General features: G+C 71.7%; 23 protein-coding genes. 15 read left to right on the top strand and 8 right to left on the bottom strand.

Going from position 1 to position 22982, the window contains the following annotated elements; translation table 11 throughout:
- The first annotated feature begins 114 nt into the window (after nt 1-114).
- Nucleotides 115-2472 (top strand): immune inhibitor A domain-containing protein, encoded by a 2358-nt coding sequence (locus ACZ4W9_RS18000; RefSeq protein WP_467936713.1) that lies wholly within the window; start codon nt 115-117, stop codon nt 2470-2472.
- Nucleotides 2473-2594: 122 nt separating this feature from the next.
- Nucleotides 2595-2915, top strand: coding sequence for a hypothetical protein (locus ACZ4W9_RS17995; protein ID WP_467936711.1), 321 nt, complete (start codon nt 2595-2597; stop codon nt 2913-2915).
- An 80-nt stretch (nt 2916-2995) separates the two neighbouring features.
- Here ACZ4W9_RS17995 and ACZ4W9_RS17990 read toward each other — a convergent pair whose 3' ends face one another.
- Nucleotides 2996-3589 carry an isochorismatase family protein gene (locus ACZ4W9_RS17990; RefSeq protein WP_467936709.1) on the bottom strand — a complete coding sequence of 198 codons (594 nt, stop codon included), beginning with the start codon at nt 3587-3589 and terminating at the stop codon, nt 2996-2998.
- 95 nt (nt 3590-3684) lie between these two features.
- Nucleotides 3685-5031 (bottom strand): nicotinate phosphoribosyltransferase, encoded by a 1347-nt coding sequence (locus ACZ4W9_RS17985; protein ID WP_467936707.1) that lies wholly within the window; start codon nt 5029-5031, stop codon nt 3685-3687.
- Between the two features lie 57 nt (nt 5032-5088).
- Here ACZ4W9_RS17985 and clpS point away from each other — a divergent pair, with 57 nt between their 5' ends.
- From clpS to ACZ4W9_RS17945, 8 genes are all read left to right on the top strand, one after another.
- A complete protein-coding gene (clpS, locus tag ACZ4W9_RS17980; RefSeq protein ID WP_467936705.1) occupies nt 5089-5406 on the top strand; it encodes an ATP-dependent Clp protease adapter ClpS in 318 nt (105 codons plus the stop codon).
- A gap of 9 nt (nt 5407-5415) precedes the next feature.
- Nucleotides 5416-6021 carry a DUF2017 domain-containing protein gene (locus ACZ4W9_RS17975; protein WP_467936703.1) on the top strand — a complete coding sequence of 202 codons (606 nt, stop codon included), beginning with the start codon at nt 5416-5418 and terminating at the stop codon, nt 6019-6021.
- 327 nt (nt 6022-6348) lie between these two features.
- Nucleotides 6349-7785 (top strand): amino acid permease, encoded by a 1437-nt coding sequence (locus ACZ4W9_RS17970; protein WP_467936701.1) that lies wholly within the window; start codon nt 6349-6351, stop codon nt 7783-7785.
- 145 nt (nt 7786-7930) lie between these two features.
- Entirely contained in the window at nt 7931-8353 is a 423-nt protein-coding gene (locus tag ACZ4W9_RS17965) for a M67 family metallopeptidase (protein ID WP_467936699.1), read from the top strand.
- Between the two features lie 79 nt (nt 8354-8432).
- On the top strand, nt 8433-8528 hold the full coding sequence (locus ACZ4W9_RS17960; protein ID WP_467936697.1) for a putative leader peptide: 96 nt from the start codon (nt 8433-8435) through the stop codon (nt 8526-8528).
- Between the two features lie 94 nt (nt 8529-8622).
- Complete coding sequence (locus tag ACZ4W9_RS17955; protein ID WP_318203304.1) at nt 8623-8901, top strand: MoaD/ThiS family protein; 279 nt, start codon at nt 8623-8625, stop codon at nt 8899-8901.
- Nucleotides 8902-8918: 17 nt separating this feature from the next.
- The gene (locus ACZ4W9_RS17950; protein WP_249491652.1) at nt 8919-9869 is read left to right on the top strand and encodes a PLP-dependent cysteine synthase family protein; all 951 of its coding nucleotides are present in this window, start codon (nt 8919-8921) and stop codon (nt 9867-9869) included.
- Between the two features lie 66 nt (nt 9870-9935).
- Nucleotides 9936-10397, top strand: coding sequence for a hypothetical protein (locus ACZ4W9_RS17945; RefSeq protein WP_467936695.1), 462 nt, complete (start codon nt 9936-9938; stop codon nt 10395-10397).
- On the opposite strand, the gene ACZ4W9_RS17940 is transcribed toward ACZ4W9_RS17945, so the two are convergent.
- Nucleotides 10394-10852 (bottom strand): type II toxin-antitoxin system PemK/MazF family toxin, encoded by a 459-nt coding sequence (locus ACZ4W9_RS17940; RefSeq protein ID WP_467936693.1) that lies wholly within the window; start codon nt 10850-10852, stop codon nt 10394-10396. The genes ACZ4W9_RS17945 and ACZ4W9_RS17940 overlap by 4 nt on opposite strands.
- A 239-nt stretch (nt 10853-11091) precedes the next feature.
- Between ACZ4W9_RS17940 and ACZ4W9_RS17935 the strand changes: the two genes are divergently transcribed.
- Entirely contained in the window at nt 11092-11844 is a 753-nt protein-coding gene (locus ACZ4W9_RS17935) for an MBL fold metallo-hydrolase (RefSeq protein WP_467936691.1), read from the top strand.
- Between the two features lie 69 nt (nt 11845-11913).
- Here the strand turns inward: ACZ4W9_RS17935 and ACZ4W9_RS17930 are convergent, their stop codons facing one another.
- Entirely contained in the window at nt 11914-13176 is a 1263-nt protein-coding gene (locus tag ACZ4W9_RS17930) for a PTS transporter subunit EIIC (protein ID WP_467936689.1), read from the bottom strand.
- 177 nt (nt 13177-13353) lie between these two features.
- Nucleotides 13354-14640: a PTS transporter subunit EIIC gene (locus ACZ4W9_RS17925; protein ID WP_467936687.1), complete on the bottom strand. Its 1287-nt coding sequence runs from the start codon at nt 14638-14640 to the stop codon at nt 13354-13356.
- 155 nt (nt 14641-14795) lie between these two features.
- On the opposite strand from ACZ4W9_RS17925, the gene ACZ4W9_RS17920 reads away from it, so the two are divergent.
- The 3 genes from ACZ4W9_RS17920 to ACZ4W9_RS17910 all read left to right on the top strand — a co-directional run bounded on the left by ACZ4W9_RS17920 (nt 14796) and on the right by ACZ4W9_RS17910 (nt 16366).
- Nucleotides 14796-15029 carry a PTS sugar transporter subunit IIB gene (locus tag ACZ4W9_RS17920; RefSeq protein ID WP_030610403.1) on the top strand — a complete coding sequence of 78 codons (234 nt, stop codon included), beginning with the start codon at nt 14796-14798 and terminating at the stop codon, nt 15027-15029.
- A gap of 78 nt (nt 15030-15107) precedes the next feature.
- Entirely contained in the window at nt 15108-15842 is a 735-nt protein-coding gene (rph, locus tag ACZ4W9_RS17915; protein WP_467936685.1) for a ribonuclease PH, read from the top strand.
- 116 nt (nt 15843-15958) lie between these two features.
- Complete coding sequence (locus ACZ4W9_RS17910; protein ID WP_467936683.1) at nt 15959-16366, top strand: hypothetical protein; 408 nt, start codon at nt 15959-15961, stop codon at nt 16364-16366.
- A 46-nt stretch (nt 16367-16412) separates the two neighbouring features.
- Here ACZ4W9_RS17910 and ACZ4W9_RS17905 read toward each other — a convergent pair whose 3' ends face one another.
- The 3 genes from ACZ4W9_RS17905 to ACZ4W9_RS17895 are packed head-to-tail and all read right to left on the bottom strand — an operon-like array spanning nt 16413 to nt 18997.
- Nucleotides 16413-17375 (bottom strand): ABC transporter ATP-binding protein, encoded by a 963-nt coding sequence (locus tag ACZ4W9_RS17905; protein ID WP_467936681.1) that lies wholly within the window; start codon nt 17373-17375, stop codon nt 16413-16415.
- A gap of 1 nt (nt 17376) precedes the next feature.
- Complete coding sequence (locus ACZ4W9_RS17900) at nt 17377-18204, bottom strand: ABC transporter permease (protein ID WP_467936679.1); 828 nt, start codon at nt 18202-18204, stop codon at nt 17377-17379.
- Nucleotides 18197-18997, bottom strand: coding sequence for an ABC transporter permease (locus tag ACZ4W9_RS17895; RefSeq protein ID WP_467936677.1), 801 nt, complete (start codon nt 18995-18997; stop codon nt 18197-18199). The genes ACZ4W9_RS17900 and ACZ4W9_RS17895 overlap by 8 nt, the downstream gene beginning before the upstream one ends.
- Nucleotides 18998-20414: 1417 nt before the next feature.
- Here ACZ4W9_RS17895 and ACZ4W9_RS17890 point away from each other — a divergent pair.
- Nucleotides 20415-22967 carry a transglycosylase domain-containing protein gene (locus tag ACZ4W9_RS17890; RefSeq protein ID WP_467936789.1) on the top strand — a complete coding sequence of 851 codons (2553 nt, stop codon included), beginning with the start codon at nt 20415-20417 and terminating at the stop codon, nt 22965-22967.
- The last annotated feature ends 15 nt before the right edge of the window (nt 22968-22982 follow it).

Raw genomic sequence — 22982 nt, 5'->3', positions numbered from 1 at the left:
GCCAAACCTCTAGTCAAATGTCGTCACTTGACTACACGCGTTGATCTTGTGCGCACGGATTCCTCCATGCCCGGAACCCCCTGTCCGTGTGCGCGACGCGGGGGAGGAACTCAAGTGACCAGCAGATCCTGGACGTTCAGAGCGGCCGCCATCGGCGTGACCCTCGCGGCGGCGTCCGCCTCGTTCGCGACGTTCGCCGTCGCCGAGGCGAGCACGCAGCCCCGGCCCGCCGCCGCGAACCGGCACGACCCCGCGCCGGTGAAGCAGCACAACCACGACCTGGACGGCCCCCTGAGCAAGACCCAGGACGCCCAGCGCGAAGAGGCCCTGAAGCAGCTCATATCGGGCAAGGCCACCGCGCAGGAGCGCAACGGCTCGAAGGTCGTCAAGCTCAAGAGCGGCAAGGGCAAGAGCAAGTACGTCGAGCTGAGCCGCGAGAAGACCGACAAGATCTTCACGATCCTGGTGGAGTTCGGCGACAAGACCGACCCCAAGTACGGCGGCACCGCGGGTCCGCTGCACAACCGGATCGCCGCGCCGGACCGTGCGAAGGACAACTCGACGGCCTGGCAGAAGGACTACGACCAGAAGCACTACCAGGACCTCTACTTCGGCACCGGCGAGAAGACCGAGTCGCTGAAGAAGTACTACGAGAAGCAGTCCTCGGGCCGCTACTCGGTCTCCGGCGAGGTCAGCGACTGGGTCAAGGTCCCCTACAACGAGGCCCGTTACGGCAACAACGCCTGCGGCTCGACCAACTGCCCGAGCGTGTGGAACGTCGTCGGCGACGGCCTGAGCGCCTGGGTCGCCCAGCAGAAGGCGGCCGGCCGCAGCGACGCCGACATCAAGAAGGACCTCGCCCAGTACGACCAGTGGGACCGGTACGACTACGACGGCGACGGCGACTTCAACGAGCCGGACGGCTACGTCGACCACTTCCAGATCGTGCACGCCGGTGAGGACGAGTCCGCCGGCGGCGGCGCCGAGGGCGAGAACGCGATCTGGGCCCACCGCTGGTACGCCTTCGGCACCGACGCCGGCGCCACCGGCCCGCAGAACAACAAGCTCGGCGGCACCCAGGTCGGCGACACCGGCATCTGGGTCGGCGACTACACCATCCAGCCGGAGAACGGCGGCCTCGGCGTCTTCGCCCACGAGTACGGTCACGACCTCGGCCTGCCGGACGAGTACGACACCGCGGGCGGCGACAACTCCACCGGCTTCTGGACCCTGATGTCCTCCGGTTCCTGGCTCGGCCGGGGCGAGGAGTCCATCGGCGACCTGCCCGGCGACATGAACTCCTGGGACAAGCTCCAGCTGGGCTGGCTGAACTTCGACACCGCCACGGCCGGCAAGCAGTCCACGCACAAGCTGGGCCCGGCGGAGTACAACACCTTCGACAAGCAGGCCCTCGTGGTCAACCTGCCCGACAAGGCGGTCACCACCACGATCACCCCGCCCGCCCAGGGCTCCACCCAGTGGTGGAGCGGCAGCGGCAACGACCTGAAGAACACGCTGACCCGGTCCGTCGACCTGTCCGGCAAGACCTCGGCGAGCCTCACCCTGGACGGCTGGTGGGCCACCGAGGACGGCTACGACTACGTCTACACCGAGGTGTCCACCGACGGCGGCGCCAACTGGACCGCGCTGGACGGCACGGCGGACGGCCAGGCCCTGCCGAAGGACGCCAGCGGCAAGCCGGCGCTGAGCGGCTTCTCGCAGACGCACAAGAAGCTGTCGTTCCCGCTCGACGCGTACGCGGGCAAGAAGATCGACCTGCGCTTCCGCTACGCCACCGACGGCGGTGTCGCGGAGAACGGCTTCACCGCCGACGAGATCACGGTGACCGCCGACGGCGCCGCGCTGTTCTCCGACGACGCCGAGAAGGCGGACGCCGGCTGGAGCGCGAACGGCTTCTCCCGCATCGGCGCGGGCTTCACCAAGGACTACAAGCAGTACTACATCGCCGAGAACCGGCAGTACGTGTCGTACGACAAGACGCTGAAGACGGGCCCGTACAACTTCGGCTTCGCGTCGCGCCCGGACTGGGTGGAGCACTACCCGTACCAGAACGGCCTGCTGATCTGGAAGTGGGACACCTCCCAGGCGGACAACAACACCAACAGCACCAACGGCCACCCGGGCACCGGTCTGATCCTGCCGGTCGACTCGCACCCGACGGCGCTGAAGTGGGCCGACGGCACGCTGCTGCGCAACCGCGTCCAGGCCTACGACTCGCCGTTCAGCCTGTACGCCACGGACGGCATCACCCTGCACAAGGCCGACGTCGCGCTGAAGATCAAGGGCTCCAAGGGAGTGCCGGTCTTCAACGACCACGCCAGCACCTACTACGACCCGGCGAACCCGACCGGTGGCGTGAAGGTCACTGACACCAACACCAAGATCACGATCGTCAAGGAGGCCAAGGACGGCTCGACGATCTCGCTCAAGGTTGGTCCCGCGGTGAAGTAATTTCCATCACCGCAGGTCAGTAGCGTATCGGCGGCAACCCCTCTGGCGGGTTGCCGCCGATCGTGTTTAGGTGCGTCCTGTGGACCGCTTATTGACACCGACCGGAACGGGGATGTGACCGCATGGCCGCTGGAGGCTTCTGCACGCTGCCGAACGGCGCGGTGGTGGTGGCGCTGAACCTGCCGTACGGCTCCGCCCGCGTGCGGGTGCTGGTGCACGCCGGCAACCGCGCACGCGCCCTCACCCGGCTCCGGAACCTGGGCCTGCGGGCGGTGTACCTGCGGGGCAACGCCGAGCCTCCGACGCCGGACGAGGTCACGGCGGTCCTGCACCACCCCGACGGCCTGGTCTGGCGCACGGCCCCCGCGGCCGACGGCGTCCTGGCGACAGAGCTGTGGCACCCCATCCGGGCGCTGCTCCGGGGGCCGGTGACGGTGGGGTGAGGCGGTTCGCGGGGTGAGGCGGCTCGTGGGGTGAGGCGGCTCGTGGGACGAGGCCGCTCGCGGGGTGGGGCGGCCCCCTTCTATCCGCCGACCACCGGCTTGCCCGTCAGCTCGACCCCCGCGGCCCGCAGCTCCTCCAGGGCCCGCTCGGTCGTCTCCGCGGCCACCCCGGCCGTGAGGTCCAGGAGGACCTGGGTGCGAAAGCCCTCCCGCGCGGCGTCCAGGGCGGTGGCGCGTACGCAGTGGTCCGTGGCGATGCCCACCACGTCCACCTCCGTGATCTCCCGGGAGCGGAGCCAGGCGGCCAGGGACACGCCGTTCTCGTCCGCGCCCTCGAAGCCGCTGTACGCCGCCGCGTACGCCCCCTTGTCGAACACGGCGTCCACCGCGCCGGAGGCGACCGCGGGGGCGAAGTTCGGGTGGAAGCCCACGCCCTCCGTGCCGGCGACGCAGTGCGCGGGCCAGGAGCGGACGTAGTCGGGGTCGTCCGCGAAGTGGCCGCCGGGCGCGATGTGGTGGTCACGGGTGGCCACCACGTGCCGGTACCCCGTGCCCGCCGCCTCCCCGATCAGCTCGGTCACGGCGGCGGCCACGTCCGCCCCTCCGGCCACCGCGAGGCTGCCCCCCTCGCAGAAGTCGTTCTGCACGTCTACGACGATCAAGGCGCGGCGCATGGTGGGTGTCCTCCGACTGAGAGTGAAGTAACCGAGCCTAGAGACTTCCGGGCCCGTGCGGGAGGTGTGAGAGGGGGCGGACGGCGGTCGCGCTGTTAGCTACCCGGGCGCCCGTGGACATACTCCGTCGGGATGACGGGTTCCCCGCGCGAGAGCTGGGTCGCGGACAGCGGAAGATTCGCCCGGGCCGCGATGTGCCGCTCCCGGGTCACGTCCAGCGGCTCCCGGGCGACCACCGTCCCGCCGCGCACCAGCGGCACCAGCAGCTGCCGGCCGGCCAGCTCGGGCGGCACCGGCCCGGTGCCCACGACCTCGGCCTCGGCGGTCCCGTCCGCGTCCAGCCGGCGCGCCGCCCACTTGCGGCCCCCGATCGACATCTTGCCGCCGCTGGACTTCTTCGCGACCGGCACCAGCGGCGCCTTCGGGTCGGCGGAGCCAGCGCGGGCGACCAGCTTGTACACCATGGAGCTGGTGGGGTGCCCGGAGCCCGTCACCAGCTGGGTGCCCACGCCGTAGGCGTCCACGGGCGCGGCGGCCAGCGAGGCGATGGCGTACTCGTCCAGGTCGGAGGTCACGATGATCTTCGTGTCGGTCGCGCCCAGCTCGTCCAGCTGCTGCCGCACCCGGTGGGCCACCAGCAGCAGGTCGCCGGAGTCGATGCGGACCGCGCCCAGCTCGGGGCCGGCCACCTCCACCGCCGTACGGACGGCCTCGGCGACGTCGTAGGTGTCCACCAGCAGGGTGGTGCCCCGGCCGAGGGTCTCCACCTGGGCCTGGAAGGCGTCCCGCTCGCGGTCGTGCAGCAGGGTGAAGGCGTGCGCCGAGGTGCCGACGGTGGGGATGCCGTAGCGGAACCCGGCCGCGAGGTCGGAGGTGGTGGCGAAGCCGCCGACGTAGGCGGCGCGGGCGGCGGCCACCGCGGCCAGCTCGTGGGTGCGCCGGGCGCCCATCTCGATCAGCGGCCGGTCACCGGCGGCGGAGGCCATCCGGGAGGCGGCGGCGGCGATCGCGGAGTCGTGGTTGAGGATGGACAGGATCACCGTCTCCAGCAGGACGCACTCGGCGAAGCTGCCCTCGACCCGCAGGATCGGCGAGCCGGGGAAGTACACCTCGCCCTCGGGGTAGCCCCATATGTCGCCGCCGAAGCGGTAGCCGGCGAGCCACGCCAGGGTCTCCTCGTCGACGATCCGGCGCTCGCGCAGGAAGCCGAGGACGCCCGCGTCGAAGCGGAAGTTCTCCACCGCGTCCAGGACGCGCCCCGTCCCGGCCACGACGCCGTAGCGGCGCCCGTCCGGCAGCCTCCGGGTGAAGACCTCGAACACGCTCCGCCGTTCGGCCGTACCGGCCTTCAGCGCGGCGCGCAGCATCGTCAGCTCGTACTGGTCCGTGAAGAGCGCCGTCGAGGGAACGTCCACCGGCAGCCCAAGGTCCGCTGTGTTCATGTCGGGGAATCGTACTCCCTTTTCGTCGGTGTGACGATTTGTGGAGGGCGTGGCAGCATGGGCCATGTGACGTCACCCGCGCCCGTAGAGATCGAACGCCCCGCGTCGGCGGAGGAGAGTTCCCCCGTAGCCGAGCCCGACGTCCCCTGGGTCACCCTCGTCCACAACGACCCGGTCAATCTCATGAGCTACGTGACCTACGTCTTCCAGTCGTACTTCGGCTACTCCAAGGACAAGGCCACCAAGCTCATGCTCGACGTCCACCACAAGGGCCGGGCGGTCGTCTCCAGCGGGAGCCGCGAGGAGATGGAGCGCGACGTGCAGGCGATGCACGGCTACGGTCTGTGGGCCACCCTCCAGCAGGACCGGAAGTAAACGCCGCTGATGCCCGGACACTTCGAACCGCTCCCCGGCGGCGGCGCGGCCGTCGCCCTCGACGACGTCGAGATCTCCATCATCCGGTCGCTGGCCGTCCAGCTCCTGGAGCTCATCGGCCCCGGGCCCGGCGCCGACGCCCCGGACGACCCGCTCGCCGAGCTGTTCGCCGAGGGCCCGAGCGAGCCGCCCGCCGACCCGGTGCTGCGCAGGCTCCTCCCCGACGCCTACGGCGACCCGGAGCGGGCCCCGGCCTCGCCGGCCGAGGCCGAGGAACGGCGGGCGCACTCCGCCGAGTTCCGCCGCTTCACCGAGAACGACCTGCGCGCGGGCAAGCGGGAGAACGCGCTCGGCGTGATCCGCTCCCTGGACGCGCTCGCCCCGGCCGGCGAGGGCGGGGCGGTGCTGAAGCTGTCCCCCGAGGAGTCCCGGCAGTGGCTCGGCGCCCTCAACGACCTGCGGCTGGCGATCGGTGCCCGGCTGGAGATCATCGACGAGGGCGACACGGAGCTGCTCTACCGGCTGCCGGAGGAGGACCCGCGCAAGCCCATGGTGCTGGCCTACCTCTGGCTGGGCGGGCTGCAGGAAACCTTGGTGTCCACCCTGCTGCCGTGACCCGGATTGGCTGGTTCCGTTCGCTGTTCGCTCAGGGAACGCTCAATTCCGAATAACGATCCCATCACCCTCACGGTCATTTTTGACACTTTCGGACCATCTTTGTCCGCTTTTGTCTGTGCCATGACTCACACTGCCCCACTGCGATCAGTATTGCGCGCGTGGTAAATCTTCACGACCGCCCGGCGAACACCACCCATGTTCGGCCGGGTGCGCCACCGAGCCGACGACCGTCGGCCAGGCAACAGCTCCATTCATCCGGGGGGATCGAGACCCGATCCGCGGCCGTTGACCGGCCCGGGTCGTTATGGAGAAAGGCGCACCACCATGACCTCAGCGCAGGTCGATCAGCATCACGACGGCAATGAGGCCGTGCGGGGCGAGGGCAGCGAGGGCGGCGAGGGGTATCAGCGCGGGCTCGGTGCCCGGCAGATCCAGATGATCGCCATCGGCGGTGCCATCGGCACCGGCCTGTTCCTCGGCGCGGGCAAGGGCATCTCCAAGGCCGGCCCCAGCCTCATCCTGGCGTACGCCGTCGCGGGCCTTGTCATCTTCCTGATCATGCGGGCGCTCGGCGAACTGCTGATGTACCGCCCGGTGTCGGGTTCGTTCTCCGATTACGCGCGCGAGTTCATCGGTCCGTTCGCCGGTTTCGTGACCGGATGGACGTACTGGCTGTTCTGGGTGGTCACGGGCATCACCGAGGTCACCGCCGCGGCTAAATACATGACGTACTGGTTCGACGTCCCGCAGTGGCTGTCGGCCCTGGTCTTCACCGTCGTCCTCTACGGCGCCAACCTGATCTCCGTGAAGCTCTTCGGCGAACTGGAGTTCTGGTTCTCCATGGTCAAGGTCACCGCCATCATCGGCATGATCCTGATCTGCGCCGGCATCCTCACCATCGGCTTCTCCGACGCCGGTGACACCGCCTCCGTCTCCCACCTGTGGAACCAGGGCGGCTTCTTCCCGCACGGCATCGGCGACACGCTGATGACCCTGCAGATGGTGATGTTCGCCTTCCTCGCCGTCGAGCTGGTCGGTGTGACCGCGGGCGAGTCCAAGGACCCCAAGACCGTGCTGCCCAAGGCGATCAACACCGTGCCGTGGCGCATCGCCGTCTTCTACGTCGGCGCGCTGATCATGATCCTCTCGGTCGTGCCGTGGACCAGCTTCAGCGCGGGCAACAGCCCCTTCGTGGTCGCCTTCGAGCGGATGGGCCTGCCGGCCGGCGCGGGCATCGTCAACTTCGTCGTGCTCACCGCCGCGCTGTCGTCCTGCAACTCCGGTATGTACTCCACCGGCCGCATGCTGCGCGACCTGGCGCTCAACAGCCAGGGTCCCAAGGCGTTCACCAAGCTGACGACCAGCGGTACCCCGCTCGTCGGCACCACGTTCTCCGCCGCGCTGATGCTGGTCGGCGTCTGGATCAACTACCAGTGGCCGGGCAAGGCGTTCGACTACGTGGTGTCCTTCGCGACCATCTCCGGCATGTGGGCGTGGATCGTCATCCTGATCTGCCAGCTCCGCTACCGGGCCAAGGCCGACCGCGGCGAGCTGCCCCGCTCGGAGTTCCGCGCCCCGGGTGCGCCGTGGACCAGCCTGGTCGCGCTCGCCTTCATCGGCATGGTGATCGTGCTGATGGGCATCGACAAGGACGCCCGCGTCTCGCTGTACTGCGCGCCGGTGTGGGGCGCCATCCTCGCCGTCGCCTACCTGGTGCTCCGGCGCCGCAACCCGGAGGCCGCGGCCTTCCACAAGCGCTGACCCGGACCCGGACCTCCCGGAAAGGACGTCCGGCCGCCGGGAGCACTCGTGGCGCCCCCGACGGCCGCCGCTCAGGATGTCCAGCATGTGGGCCGTCCCGTACCACCACCTGGTACAGGACGGCCCTCTGCTTATCCTGACCCCCATGCTGACCATCACCCAGGCCCTGTACGACCGGATCGTCGACCACGCGCGCAAGGACCACCCCGACGAGGCGTGCGGCGTGGTGGCGGGCCCGGCGGGCTCGGACCGCCCCGAGCGCTTCATCCCCATGCTGAACGCGGCGATGTCGCCCACCTTCTACGAGTTCGACTCGGGCGACCTGCTCAAGCTGTACCGCGAGATGGACGACCGCGACGAGGAGCCGGTGGTCGTCTACCACTCCCACACCGCCACCGAGGCCTACCCCTCGCGCACCGACATCTCCTACGCCAACGAACCCGGCGCCCACTACGTGCTGGTCTCCACCGCCGACACCGACGGCCTCGGCGACTTCCAGTTCCGCTCCTTCCGGATCGTGGACGGCCAGGTCACCGAGGAGGAGGTCAGGGTCGTGGCGGCCTACTGATCTCGCCCACCGGACGGAATGCGTCCGGCATGCGGAATCACACTCCGGGAGGCGGACCGGGAATCGATACGATGAGCCCATGGTTCTTCTCGACGTGGCCGACAGGGCGCCGGGCACGCTGCTCGTGGCGCGGCTGCACGTCGACCTGTGCAGGCTGAACGGCGCCCTCAGTTGATCCACCCGCCGGCGCCGTACGGCCCCGCGCCGCGGCGGGCCGCCGCCGCGCGCCCGACCGAACCGACGACACCTTCCGACAGGAGCCCTGAGTCATGGCCATCGAGGTCCGCATCCCGACCATCCTCCGCCAGTACACCGACGGCCAGAAGGCGGTGGAGGGCAGCGGTGACACCCTCGCCGAGCTGTTCGCCGACCTCGAGACCCGGCACGCCGGCATCCAGGCCCGCATCGTGGACGGCGACCAGCTGCGCCGCTTCGTCAACGTGTACCTGAACGACGAGGACGTCCGCTTCCTGGACGGCATCCAGACCAAGCTGTCCGACGGCGACAACGTCACGATCCTGCCGGCCGTGGCCGGCGGCATGCGCTGACCGGCTCCCGAACAGCGATGCGCTACGACTCCCCGCTGGCCGCGGTGGGCAACACCCCCCTGGTGCGCCTGCCGCGGCTGTCGCCGTCCCCGGACGTGCGGATCTGGGCCAAGCTGGAGGACCGCAACCCCACCGGCTCGGTCAAGGACCGCCCCGCCCTGCACATGATCGAGCAGGCGGAGAAGGACGGCCGGCTCACCCCCGGCTGCACGATCCTCGAACCCACCTCCGGCAACACCGGCATCTCCCTCGCCATGGCGGCCAAGCTCAAGGGCTACCGGATGGTGTGCGTGATGCCGGAGAACACCTCGCAGGAGCGCCGGGACCTGCTCGGCATGTGGGGCGCCGAGATCATCTCCTCGCCGGCCGCCGGCGGCTCCAACACCGCGGTGCGGGTGGCCAAGGAACTGGCCGCCGAGCACCCCGACTGGGTGATGCTCTACCAGTACGGCAACCCGGACAACGCGGGCGCCCACTACGCGACCACCGGCCCGGAGATCCTCGCCGACCTGCCCTCCGTCACCCACTTCGTGGCGGGCCTCGGCACCACCGGCACCCTGATGGGCGTCGGCCGCTATCTGCGCGAGCACAAGCCGGACGTGCGGATCGTCGCCGCCGAACCGCGCTACGACGACCTGGTCTACGGCCTGCGCAACCTCGACGAGGGCTTCGTCCCCGAGCTGTACGACGCCTCCGTCCTCACCACCCGCTTCTCGGTCGGCTCGGCCGACGCGGTCACCCGCACCCGCGAACTCCTCCAGCAGGAGGGCATCTTCGCGGGCGTCTCCACCGGCGCCGCCCTGCACGCGGCGATCGGGGTCGGGAACAAGGCCGTCAAGGCGGGGGAGAGCGCCGACATCGTCTTCGTCGTGGCCGACGGCGGCTGGAAGTACCTGTCCACGGGCGTCTACACGGCGGCCACCACCGAGGAGGCCATCGCGACCCTCCAGGGACAGCTCTGGGCGTAGCGGGGATCCGCGTGCGCCGCTGACACGTCACATCCGCACCAGTACTCCTGCGGAAAGGCGGACCCCATGCGCCGTACGACGCCCCTCGCCCTCGCGGCGGCAGCGCTGCTCCTGGCCGGCTGCGGCTCCCAGCGGGACACCGGGAGCGACGGCCGGGAGCCGTCCCGCACCGCTTCGCCGTCGGCCGCCCGCTCCGCCGGCGGCTGCGCCGCCGGGACGACGGCGGAGCTGACGGCCGCCGATCACGGCCGTACCGTCTGCGTGGCCGAGGGCGGCGAGATCCGCCTCGCCCTGGACGGCACCAGGGCCCGCCCCTGGAAGCCGGTCACCGCGAGCGGCACCGGGCTGGAGCAGGTCAACGCCGGGTTCGTCCTCCGGCCGGGCGACGCCACGGCCGCGTACCGCGCGGTGGGCGCCGGCACGGTGCGGCTCGCCTCGTCCCGCCCCCGCTGCCCCGAGCCCACCGCGCCGGAGGGGGTGTCCTGCGAGGGCGTCGAGGAGTGGACGGTCACCGTGCGGATCGGCTAGCCCGCCAGGTGCCGCACCTGGTCCCACAGGACCGGGTCGACCACGCCCACCCGGCGGCGGAAGCCGTCCACCGGGACCTCGCGCAGCTCGTCGGTCTCCAGGAAGCTGGGACGGCCCTGGGCGTCGCCCACCGCGCCGGGCGGCAGCGGGATCACCCCGCTGCGCTCGTCGCGGTACCTGCTGGTGATCTTCGCGACGGTGGCCCGGTCGCCGCGCACGGCCAGCACCAGGCACGGCCGGTCCTTGTGCCCCGCCCGGTCCTCGAAGGGGACGTGCGCCCACCAGATGTCCCCGGGCGACGGCCGCGGCGCGTGCCCGGTCCGCGCGCCCGGCCGGCCCGGCGGCCGCAGGCGCCGCCCGGCGGGCCGGCGGCCGCGGCCCCAGCCGTCGACGAGCGTGGCGACCAGTGCGAGCAGCACCACCGCCGCGAGCGCCAGCCACCAGGACGTGTCCATACGACGACGTTACCGGCGTGCGCCGCACATCGCGCGCCCTCCGGGGAACCCGGTGCGCCCCTGGTCCAGCCGAACCGGTGACAGCACAGGTGAGTTCGCCCACAACGGCCCCTGGCGGAGGAGCGACCCGCCCCGTCGCGCCTTACGCTCGACAAACCGCACGACCCCCGACAGCCCCTCGTCCCGAGTGGCTCCACCATCCTGCCCACCGCACTTCCGCCAACGGAGGTTTCTGCTTCATGAAGCTCACCGTCGTCGGCTGCTCGGGGTCGTTCCCGTCCGCGGAATCGGCCTGTTCGAGCTACCTCGTCGAGGCCGACGGCTTCCGGCTGCTTCTCGACATGGGCAACGGCGCCCTGGGCGAGCTGCAGCGCCACTGCGGTCTCTACGACCTCGACGCGATCTTCCTCAGCCATCTGCACGCCGATCACTGCATCGACATGTGCGCGTATTTCGTGGCGCGCTACTACCGCCACGAGGGCGGCCGGTGCGCCCCCCTCCCGGTCTACGGACCCGAGGGCACCGAACACCGCCTGACCACGGCCTACGCGGACACCCCCTCGGCCTCCTCCATGAGCGAGGTCTTCGACTTCCACACGGTGAAGCCCTCCACCTTCGAGGTCGGCCCCTTCACCGTGCACACCGAGCGGGTCCGCCACCCCGTGGAGGCGTACGGCATCCGCGTCGAGCACGCCGGGAAGTCCCTGACGTACTCCGGCGACACGGGCGTCACCGAGGCGCTGGACGAGCTGGCCCGGGACACCGACCTGTTCCTGTGCGAGGCCGCATTCACGCACGGCAAGGAGAGCATCCCCGACCTGCACCTCAACGGCCGCGAGGCGGGCGAGACGGCGACCCGCGCGGGCGCCCGCCGGCTGCTCCTCACCCACATCCCGCCGTGGACGGACCCCCAGGTCAACCTGCGGCACGCGCGCGAGGCGTTCCCCGGGCCGGTGGAGCTGGCCGCGCCGCGGCAGACGTACGAGATCTGACAGCCGGGCACGCGAAAGGCCCCGGAGCCATGGGCTTCCGGGGCCTTCCTCATGCCGTACCGGCCTCGCTCACGCCTTGGTGAGGTCCTCGACCTCCTCCTCGGGCTCGCGGCCCGGGGTCTTCAGGTCGAACTTGACGATCGCGAACCGGAAGACCGCGTAGTAGACCGCCGCGAACACCAGGCCGACCGGGATGACCAGCCACGGCTTGGTCGCCAGGTTCCAGTTCAGTATGTAGTCGATCGCGCCGGCCGAGAAGTTGAAGCCCGCGTGGACGCCCAGCCCCCAGGTGACCGCCATGGACACGGCCGTCAGCACCGCGTGGATGACGTAGAGGACCGGGGCGATGAACATGAAGGTGAACTCGATCGGCTCGGTCACACCGGTCACGAAGGAGGTCAGCGCGAGGGAGAGCATCATGCCCATCACGGCCTTGCGGCGCTCGGGGCGGGCGCAGTGCGCGATGGCGATCGCGGCGGCCGGCAGACCGAACATCATGATCGGGAAGAAGCCGGTCTGGAACAGGCCCGCGGACGGGTCGCCGGCGAGGAACCGGGTGATGTCGCCGTGCACCATGTCACCGGAGGCGTTCTTGAAGTCGCCGAGCTGGAACCACGCCACCGTGTTCACGAACTGGTGCATGCCGATCGGGATCAGGCCACGGTTGACCAGGCCGAACAGGGCCGCGCCGCCGGAGCCGAGGCCCGTCATCCACTCGCCGAAGTGGGTGATGCCGTCGCCGATGGGCTCCCAGACGAGGCTGAAGAGGACGCCGACCAGGGTGCCGACGAAGGCCATCAGGATCGGCACCAGCCGGCGCCCGTTGAAGAAGCCGAGCCAGTCCACCAGCTTGGTGCGGTGGAACCGCTGCCACATCACGGCCGCGAGCAGACCCATGATGATGCCGCCGAGCACCCCGGGGTCGTTGTACGTCGCGGCGACGATCTTGCCCTTCTCGATGTGCTCCTCGGTCACCGGGAAGGCCTGCAGCACCTTGCTGTAGACGAGGAAGCCGACCAGCGCGGCGAGCGCGGTCGAACCGTCCGCCTTCTTGGCGAAGCCGATGGCCACGCCGATGCAGAACAGGATGGGCAGGCTGCCGGTGATGGCGCCGCCGGCGGCGTTGAAGACGGTCGCGACCTTGTCCCAGCCGAGGCCGTCCTTGCCGAAGATGTCGTCCTGGCCGAGGCGGACCATGATGCCCGCGGCCGGCAGGACGGCGATCGGGAGCTGCAGGCTGCGGCCGACCTTCTGCAGGCCCTGGAGCAGGCCCGCGCCCCTCTTTTTCGCCGGCTTCGCAGCCGGGGCCGCCGACTCGGTGGCGGTGGTCATACTTCCTCCATCGGGCAGGGCGCCGCCCGGGAACCATGGAAGGGGACGGCAGCGTCTCTGGTCTACACCACCTGTGGTGTAGACCTGTTGTAGCACGATGAAGGGGACGTAAGGAACCCGTGATTCCGCGACCGCAACGCTACGCGCTGTGCGCCTCGGGCCCCGGGTGACGCGGGCTCAGACCTTGGTGACGTCCTCCACCTCCTCCGCCGGCTCCCGCCCCGGTGTCCGCAGGTCGAACCGGGTGATCGCGACCCGGAAGACGACGTAGTACACCGCCGCCAGGGCGAGGCCGATCGGGATGACCGCCCACGGTCTCGTCGCCAGGTTCCAGTTGATCACATAGTCGATCAGTCCCGCCGAGAAGCTGAACCCGTCGTGCACCCCGAGCGCCCAGGTCACCGCCATCGACACCCCCGTGAGCACGGCGTGCACCGCGTACAGGGCGGGCGCGACGAACAGGAACGAGTACTCCAGCGGCTCGGTGATGCCGGTCACGAACGAGGTCAGCGCCACCGACAGCATCAGCCCCCCGGTCTCCTTGCGCCGCTCGGGCCGCGCGCAGTGCGTGATCGCCAGCGCGGCGGCCGGCAGCGCGAACATCATGACCGGGAAGAAGCCCGAGGTGAACTGGCCGGCGTGCGGATCGCCCTGGAGGAACATGTTGATGTCGCCGTGCACCACCGTGCCGTCGGGCTTGGTGTAGCTGCCGAACTGGAACCAGATCGGCACGTTGAGGAACTGGTGCAGGCCCACCACCAGCAGCGCCCGGTTGGCGACGCCGAAGACGCCCGCGCCCCACGCGCCCGCGTCCCGCAGCCACCCGCTGAGGCTCTCCAGGGCGCCCCCGACGGCCGGCCAGACCAGCAGGCACAGCACGGCGAACACGATCGCGGCGAACGCCATGATGATCGGCACCAGCCGGCGGCCGTTGAAGAAGCCCAGCCAGTCCACCAGGCGGGTGCGGTGGTAGCGGGCCCAGAAAAAGGCCGCCAGCAGGCCGATGACGATGCCGCCGAAGACCCCCGGGTTCTGGTAGGTGAACGCGGACACCGTGCCGTCGGCCGCCTGGCAGCCCGTCGTCATCACCTTCGCGCCCGCCGGGCACCCCTCGGGGAACTGCCGCAGCACGCCGTAGTAGACGAGGAAACCCGTCACCGCCGCCAGCGCCGTCGAGCCGTCCGCCTTCTTCGCCATGCCGATCGCGACGCCCACGCAGAACAGCAGCGGCAGTCCCAACTGCCCGTCCAGCAGCGCGCCGCCCGCCCCGCTCATCACCTTGGAGACGTTCGTCCAGCCCAGGCCGTCCGCGCCGAACAGATCGGGCTGGCCCAGCCGGTTCAGGATGCCCGCCGCCGGCAGCACGGCGATGGGCAGCTGGAGGCTGCGGCCCATCTTCTGCAGGCCCTGGAACAGGCCGTTCCAGCGGGCCCGGACGGGGCCGGCCGTGCTCTGGGCGCTCATGGGTTTGGCGACCCTCCCCACGGTGGTGTAGACCAGTCGGCGGACGGTTCCGCTGTTGTGATCGCCATCATTGGGCACGGACGGCATGACCGCTCGCAAAGATGGGCCAACTGTGGGTTACTGCGACAAAGCGGTTCGGAGCAGGGAGAAGGAACATGGCCAGCAAGGCTGAGAAGATCGTCGCCGGGCTCGGTGGCATCGACAACATCGAGGAGATCGAGGGCTGTATCACCCGGCTGCGCACCGAGGTGTCCGACGCGAGCCTGGTCGACGAGGCCGCCCTGAAGGCCGCCGGCGCCCACGGCGTGGTGAAGATGGGCACCGCCATCCAGGTCGTCATCGGCACCGACGCCGACCCGATCGCCGCGGAGATCGAAGACATGATGTGAACCGGGCCGGTTCACCCTGAAGGGGCTTCTCCCGACGCGGGAGGAGCCCCTTCGTCCGTTACGGCTAGGCTCGGCGGCATGTCTCGCATCGACGGCCGTACGCCCGAACAGCTCCGCCCGGTCACCATCGAACGCGGCTGGAGCAAGCACGCCGAGGGCTCCGTCCTCATCTCCTTCGGCGACACCAAGGTCTTCTGCACCGCCTCCGTCACCGAAGGGGTCCCGCGCTGGCGCAAGGGCAGCGGCGAGGGCTGGGTCACCGCGGAGTACTCCATGCTGCCCCGTGCCACCAACACCCGCGGCGACCGCGAGTCCGTCAAGGGCAAGATCGGCGGCCGGACCCACGAGATCTCCCGGCTCATCGGCCGCTCCCTGCGCGCCGTCGTCGACTACAAGGCGCTCGGCGAGAACACCGTCGTCCTCGACTGTGACGTCCTCCAGGCCGACGGCGGCACCCGCACGGCGGCCATCACCGGCGCCTACGTCGCCCTGGCCGACGCCGTCGCCTGGGCCCAGGGCAGGAAGCTGGTCAAGGCCGGCCGGCAGCCGCTCACCGGCACCGTCAGCGCCGTCTCCGTCGGCATCGTCGGCGGCGTCCCGCTGCTCGACCTCTGCTACGAGGAGGACGTGCGCGCCGACACCGACATGAACGTCGTCTGCACCGGCGACGGCCGCTTCGTCGAGGTCCAGGGCACCGCCGAGGCCGAGCCCTTCGCCCGCGACGAGCTGAACGCCCTGCTCGACCTCGCCGTCGCCGGCTGCGCCGACCTGGCCGCGATCCAGCGGACGGCACTGGAGACGACGCGGGCCTGACCGGATCCGCCGGGGTCCGCCGGCAACCCGCCGGGTCCCGGCGGCGTCCCTGTGGGTACGGGCGCACGGCTCATCCCCGGGCGCCCGGCCAGTCGTCCCAGGGGAGGGAACCCGCCATGCCCGCCAGCCGACGCCCACGCCGGGGCCGGGTCGCCGTCGTCGCCGCCACGATGGCCGCCGTCGCGCTCACCGCCGGCCTGACCACCGGCTGTGACGCCGTGGACAAGGCGCTGGACTGCGTACAGACCGCCGACGCCATCGCCGACAGCGTCACCGACCTCCAGCAGGCCGTGGAGAACGCCGCGGACGACCCGTCCCGGGCCGACGCCTCGCTCGACTCCATCGAGAAGAACCTCCGCGAGATCGGCGACAAGACCGACGACGCCGACGTCGACAAGGCCGTGGACCACCTCCGCGAGGCCGTGGACAACGTCCGCACGGCGGTCCGCGACGGCGACGGCACACCGGACGTGAGCCCGGTGACCGAGGCGGCGGGGGAGCTGACGAAGGTGTGCACGTCTTAGGGGTGCCGCGGCGTCCCCCGGGCCGTTCGGGCGCCGGCGCGGGCGGCTACGAAACCGCCTTCCCCGCGTACATCCTGGCGATGACCGCCTCGATGTCCGGCTCCCGCACCGACAGGTCCACCAGCGGATAGCGGGCCGCCAGCTGCGCGACGACCGGCGCCGCCGACTGTCCCGCCGGGAACGCCAGCCACTGCCGCGGCCCCTCCACCCGCACCACCCGGGCCGACGGCACCTGCACCGGCGCGAGTTCCCGCTCCAGGTCCACCACCAGCGTCCGCTCGCTCTCGCCGACCTCGTGCAGCCCCGTGAGCGGGCCGTCGTACATCAGCCGGCCGTGGTCGATCACCATCACCCGGGAGCACAACTGCTCGATGTCCTGGAGGTCGTGCGTGGTCAGCAGCACCGTCGTGCCGCGCTCGGCGTTCACCTCCCGCAGGAACTCCCGCACCCTGGCCTTCGACACGACGTCCAGGCCGATCGTCGGCTCGTCCAGGTACAGCACGTCCGGGTCGTGCAGCAGCGCCGCCGCGATGTCCCCCCGCATCCGCTGCCCCAGCGACAGCTGCCGCACCGGCACGTCCAACAGGCCGCCCAGCTCCAGCAGTTCCACCAGCCGGTCCAGGTTCTGCCGGTAGCGGGCGTCCGGGATGCGGTACATGCGGTGCGCCAGCCGGTAGGAGTCGATCAGCGGCAGGTCCCACCACAGCGTGGTCCGCTGCCCGAACACCACCCCGATCCGGTGCGCGAGGCGGGTCCGCTCCCGCGCCGGGTCGATGCCCGCCACCCGCAGCCGCCCGCCGCTCGGGGTGAGGATCCCGGTCAGCATCTTGATGGTGGTCGACTTCCCCGCGCCGTTCGGCCCTATGTAGCCGACCATCTCCCCCCGGCCCACGCCGAACGACAGCGAGTCCACCGCCCGCACCTCGCGCCGCTCCCGGCGCAGGAACCCGGTCTTCCGGCGCACCTGGAAGACCTTCTCCACGTTCTCCAGTGTGATGAAGTCGCCCATGTCAGCTCCCTGTGCCGCGATACGAACGAAGTCCCGCCCGCCAGGCCGGCCCCGCGAGCGCACAGCACGCCACCGCCACCAGCGGGGAGGCGAACGCGGTCCACTCCGGCAGGTCCAGCGGGTACGGCCGGCCCAGCACACGGGTGGCGGGCAGCCAGTTGACGAAGGCCAGCGGCAGCACGAACGTCACCCCGCGCACCAGCTCCTTCGCGAACACCGTCGGCGGGTACTGGAGCAGCGTCGTCCCGCCGTAGGTGAAGGCGTTCTGCACCTCCGAGGCGTCCTGCGCCAGGAACTGGAACGCGGCCCCCGCCACGAACACCGCGCAGAAGATCCCGCACCCGCCGGCCAGCATCAGCGGCATCAGCAGCAGCCGGTCCGCCGTCCAGTCGATGTCCACCCGGGTCAGCGACCAGCCCAGCACCAACGCGCCCTGTGTCACCCGGCCCAGCCGTCTGAGCGCGAACCGGTCGGCCGCCATTTGCGCCAGCACCGGCGCCGGGCGCACCAGCAGCGTGTCCAGCGTGCCGTCCCGCACCCGCCGGCCCAGCCGGTCCATCGAGCCGATCAGCAGGTCCGCCAGGCCGAAGGAGGTCGCGGACAGCCCGTACAGGAACGCCACCTCGGGCAGCGCGTAGCCGCCGAGCGCGTCCACCCGGGAGAACATCAGCATGATCGCGACGAAGTCGAGGAAGGTCGCCGCGAAGTTCCCGAACGTGGTCATGGCGAAGGACGCGCGGTAGGCCATCGTGGACCGCACCCACATCCCCGCGATCAGCCGGTACGCCCGGACGCCCTCGGCCAGCGTCCGGCCCCGCCCCTCAGCCACCCTGCACCACCACCCGGCGCGTCGCCGCCGACTGCAGCAGCCGCCCGGCACCCAGCAGCACGGCCGCCCACGCCCCCTGGAAGAGGTAGGTGGACAGCGGGTCGGCCTGCCCGAGCAGGACGTCCGCCGGGGCCTGGAGCAGCGAGGACCAGGGCAGCATCCGCACGATCTCGCCGAGGGCGCCCGGGAACACGCTGAGCGGCAGCAGCATGCCCGAGCAGAAGTAGCCGAGCAGCCACGCCATCTGGGTCACCCCGGTGCCGTCCAGCAGCCAGAACGCGCTCAGCGCCACCAGGTAGCGGATGCCGAAGCCGACCAGCATCGCGAGGAGGACGGCCGCGAGGAACGCCGCCCAGGTGCCCGCGTCGGCCGGCAGCGCCAGCGGGAAGCACAGCGCGCCGAACACGAACGGTACGACGCCCCGGCCCAGCAACTGGAAGAACGCCCGGCCGGCGTCCGCCGCCAGCCACCACAGCTGGAGGTCGGCCGGCCGGTACAGGTCGATGGCCACGTCCCCGGTGCGGATGCGCTCCATCAACTCGTCCTCGAACCCGCCGCCGCCGATCGCCAGCGTCGACAGGAACGCCTGCCCGAGCCAGACGTAGGTCAGCGCCTGCGTCTGGTCGTAGCCGCCGAGATGGGGCCGCTCGTCCCACAACGCCTGGTAGGTGTAGACGAGAATGAGGCCGAAGACCGTGTTCGTGAACACCCCTGCCGCAGTGGCGGCACGGTAGGTCGCGTACCGTCGGAACCCCCCTGCCGCGACCGTCGCGTACAACCGTCCCGCGCCCACGCCAGTCGACCTCCTCGGACCACTCGACACCGAAGCGCAGGAGCTTAGTCCGCGGGCCCGGTGGCCGGCCACGCGTTTTCCGCCGGAAGCGTGCCGGAATCCGGGAACGGAACGCCGGGTGCGAGAGTCTTCAGCAGGGGGAGCGCAGAAGCGTACGAGGCGTACGGGAACGTACGACGCGAAACAGGAGTCCGTGCACGACATGAGCGACGAGCCGCAGCCGCAGCAGCCGAACGAAGGCGTGGCGCCGGAAAAGCCGCTGCCGGCTGAAGGGCCCGGGAAGCCGGGGGGCCGCGAGGAGAAGGCCGCCGAGCACCACACCGCCCGCCCCGAACGCCCTGACGGGTCATCGGGACCCCGGGGGCCTCGGGACGCCGGGAGCACCGGCGGTGCCGACGGCGCCCGGGGCACCGGGAGCCGGGACGCCGACCGGGCCGGGGGCGCCGAGGCCGCCCGGAGGGGCCCGGGTACGCCGGACCACGACGCGGGCCGGTCCGGCGCGGGCCGTTCCGAGCCGGGCCGTTCCGACGTGGGCCGTTCCGAGCCGGGTCGTTCCGACGTGACGCGGCCCGGTCCCGGCCGGTCCGGCTCCGGTCAGGAGCGCTTCGGCCGGCCGGGTCCCGGTCCTTCCGGTGCCGGTGGCGCCGACCGCGCGCCTTCCGGCTCGGGCCGGCCCGACGCCGGGCGGGAACGCCCCGGACGGACGGGGGCGGAGGCCGGTGACGGCTCCGGGGCGGCGGCGGTGCCGCCGCAGGAGCGGACGGCGTCCGTGGCGCGGGCCCGGCAGGCCGCGCGTGGCGCGCGAGCCGAGGAGCGGAGGGGCGCGGACCCCGCCGACGGGGCCGGTGCCCGGAAGACGGGCGCGTCCCGGGGGCCGGCCGAGGATGAGCGGGGCCCGTCGCCCGAGAGCACCCAGATCCTGCGGCGCGTCACCCCGCCCAGGTCCGCCGAGGGCCCCGCGTCCCCCGAGCGGCCCGGCGGCAAGGCGGGCCGCCCGGACCGGCCCGGCCCGGCGGCCGGTGCCGCCGCGGACGCCGGCAAGGCGGGCGCCGCCGGTCAGGCGCCCGAGACCACCCAGGTGCTCCGACGCGTCGGCGCACCCCGCGCGGGCGAGCCGGGCGCACCCGGCCCGAAGATCCCGGCCTCCTCCCCGGCCCGGCCCCGCCCCGGCGACGGCGGGCGTCCCGCCCGGACCCCCGGCGCCGGGGGCACCGAGCCCGCCGGTCCCACGTCCACCGGTGCCGGTGCCCACGGCGGCGCCGGGCCCGCCGGTCCCGCGGCCGGTACCACCAGCACCACCGGCGCCTCCTCCCCGGCCGCCGCCCGCGCCGCCCGGGCCGCCCGCGCGGCGGGCACCGCCGGTGCCGCCGCGGCCGCGGCCGGTGCCGGAGCCCAAGGCGCCCAGGCCGCCGGTGACATGAGCGCGTCCGCTTCCGGTGCCCCGGCCGGTGCTCGCGGCCCCCGCCCCCGCGGCCCCGAGGCCACCCGTGCCGTACCCGGCCCCCGTGCCGAGTCCGCGTCCCCCTCCGCGGGCATCCCCGGCGGTCCCGAAGCCGAGACCACCCTCCTCGCCCCCGGCGACGGCGACGGTGACGTGCCCACGGGCAAGAAGGCGAAGAAGAAGGGCAAGCGGCCCAAGCGGACCGGCTGGCGGCGGCTCCTGCCGACCTGGCGCACGGTGCTCGGCACCTGCTTCATCGGCGTGCTGCTGATCATCGGCGTGCTCTTCGTCGGCTACTCCCTGGTGAAGATCCCGCCGGCCAACGCGTTCGCGACCAAGCAGAGCAACGTCTACCTGTACGCCGACGGCTCCCAGCTGGCCCGCGACGGCGAGGTCAACCGCGAGAACGTCTCCCTCGCGCACGTCTCCAAGGCCGCCCAGCACGCCATCCTGGCCGCCGAGGACCGCGACTTCTACTCCGAGTCCGCCGTCGACCCCAAGGCGATGATCCGCGCCGCCTGGAACACCGCGACCGGCAAGGGCAAGCAGTCCGGCTCGACGATCACCCAGCAGTACGTGAAGAACTACTACCTGGCCCAGGAGCAGACGGTCACCCGCAAGGCCAAGGAGTTCTTCATCTCGATCAAGCTCGACCAGAACAAGACCAAGGACGAGATCCTGGAGGGCTACCTCAACACCAGCTACTTCGGCCGCAACGCCTACGGCATCCAGGCCGCCGCCCAGGCCTACTACGGCCGCGACGCCGAGGACCTGGACCCGGCCCGCGCCGCCTACCTCGCCGCGCTCGTCAACGCGCCGAGCGAGTACGACGTCGTCGCCCACCCGGAGAACCGGAAGGCGGCCGTCGCCCGCTGGAACTACGTCCTGGACGGCATGGTCAAGAAGGGCTGGCTGAAGGAGTCCGAGCGCGCCGGGATGAAGTTCCCCATGCCGAAGGAGCAGACGATCTCCACCGGCATGTCCGGTCAGCGCGGCTACCTGGTGGAGGCGGTCAACCAGTACCTGACCAGCAACAACATCATCGACACCGACCATCTGGAGGCCGGTGGCTACCGCATCACCACCACCATCCAGAAGGGCCGGCAGGACGCCTTCGTCAAGGCGGTCGACGACCAGCTGATGAGCAAGCTGGACAAGGAGAACCGCAAGGCCGACACCTACGTCCGGGCCGGCGGCGCCTCCGTCGACCCGAAGACGGGCAAGGTCGTCGCGCTGTACGGCGGCATCGACTACGTGAAGCAGTACACCAACGGCGCGACCCGCGGTGACTTCCAGGTCGGTTCGACGTTCAAGCCGTTCGTGTTCACCTCCGCCGTGGAGAACGGGTCGACCACCCAGGACGGCCGCACCATCACCCCGAACACGGTCTACGACGGCACCAACCAGCGCCCCGTCCAGGGCTGGAGCGGCGGCTCCTACGCACCCGAGAACGAGGACCAGCGGTCGTACGGCCCGATCACCGTCCGCAAGGCCACCGACCTGTCGGTGAACTCGGTGTACGCGCAGATGGCCACCGACGTCGGCCCGGACAAGGTCAAGCAGACCGCGGTCGACCTCGGCGTCCCCGCCGACACCCCGGACCTCTACCCGTCCCCGTCCATCGCCCTCGGCACCGCCAACGCCAGCGTCCTGGAGATGACGGAGGCCTACGCCACGCTCGCCAACCACGGCAAGCACGGCACGTACACCCTGGTCGAGGAGGTCACCAAGGACGGCCGGGACGAGATCCGGCTGCCCGAGCGGAAGGTGCGGCAGGCCGTCAGCCGCGAGGCCGCCGACACCACCACCTCCGTGCTGCGGAGCGTGGTCGAGAGCGGCACCGCGACCGCGGCGCAGGCCGCGGGCCGCCCGGCGGCCGGCAAGACCGGTACCGCCGAGAGCGACACCGCCGCCTGGTTCGCCGGCTACACCCCCGACCTGGCCACGGTGGTCGCGGTCATGGGCCAGGACCCGGTGACGGCCAAGCACCAGCCGCTGTACGGCGCGCTCGGCCAGGCCCGCATGAACGGCGGCGGCCCGCCCACCGAGATCTGGGCGCAGTACACGCGGGACGCGCTGAAGGGCAAGACGGTCAAGGACTTCGACCTGCGGCTCCAGCAGGGCGCCGACCAGATCCAGGAGCCCCCGGCCACCGGTACGCCCGAGCCCGGCACGGCCGCCGGCCAGGACGGCGGCACCGCCGCCACCACCACCGACGGCGGCCAGGACACCGGCGGCGCGACCCCCACCCCCACCGACGGCGCCACCACCGGCACGACCGGCGACGGGACCACGACGACGGGCGGCGGGGCCCCCGCGACCGGCGGCACGACCACGGGCGGCACACCCACCACCGGGGGGACCACGACGACCGGCGGCGGCGCGACCACGGACGGCGGCACGGCCACCACCGGCGGCGGCACACCCGGCGGCGGCACGGCCACCGGGGGCGGCACCCCGGGCGGCGGCACCGACGCCGGCGGCGCCACCGCCGCCGACGGGGGCGCCGGGGGCGGCCCGGGCCTCTGACGGCGCCGGGCCCTG

The sequence above is a fragment of the Streptomyces sp. NPDC029296 genome, from assembly GCF_055569255.1.
Note: the sequence above shows the minus strand (reverse complement) of the source record. Positions and strands in the feature narration are given on the sequence as shown.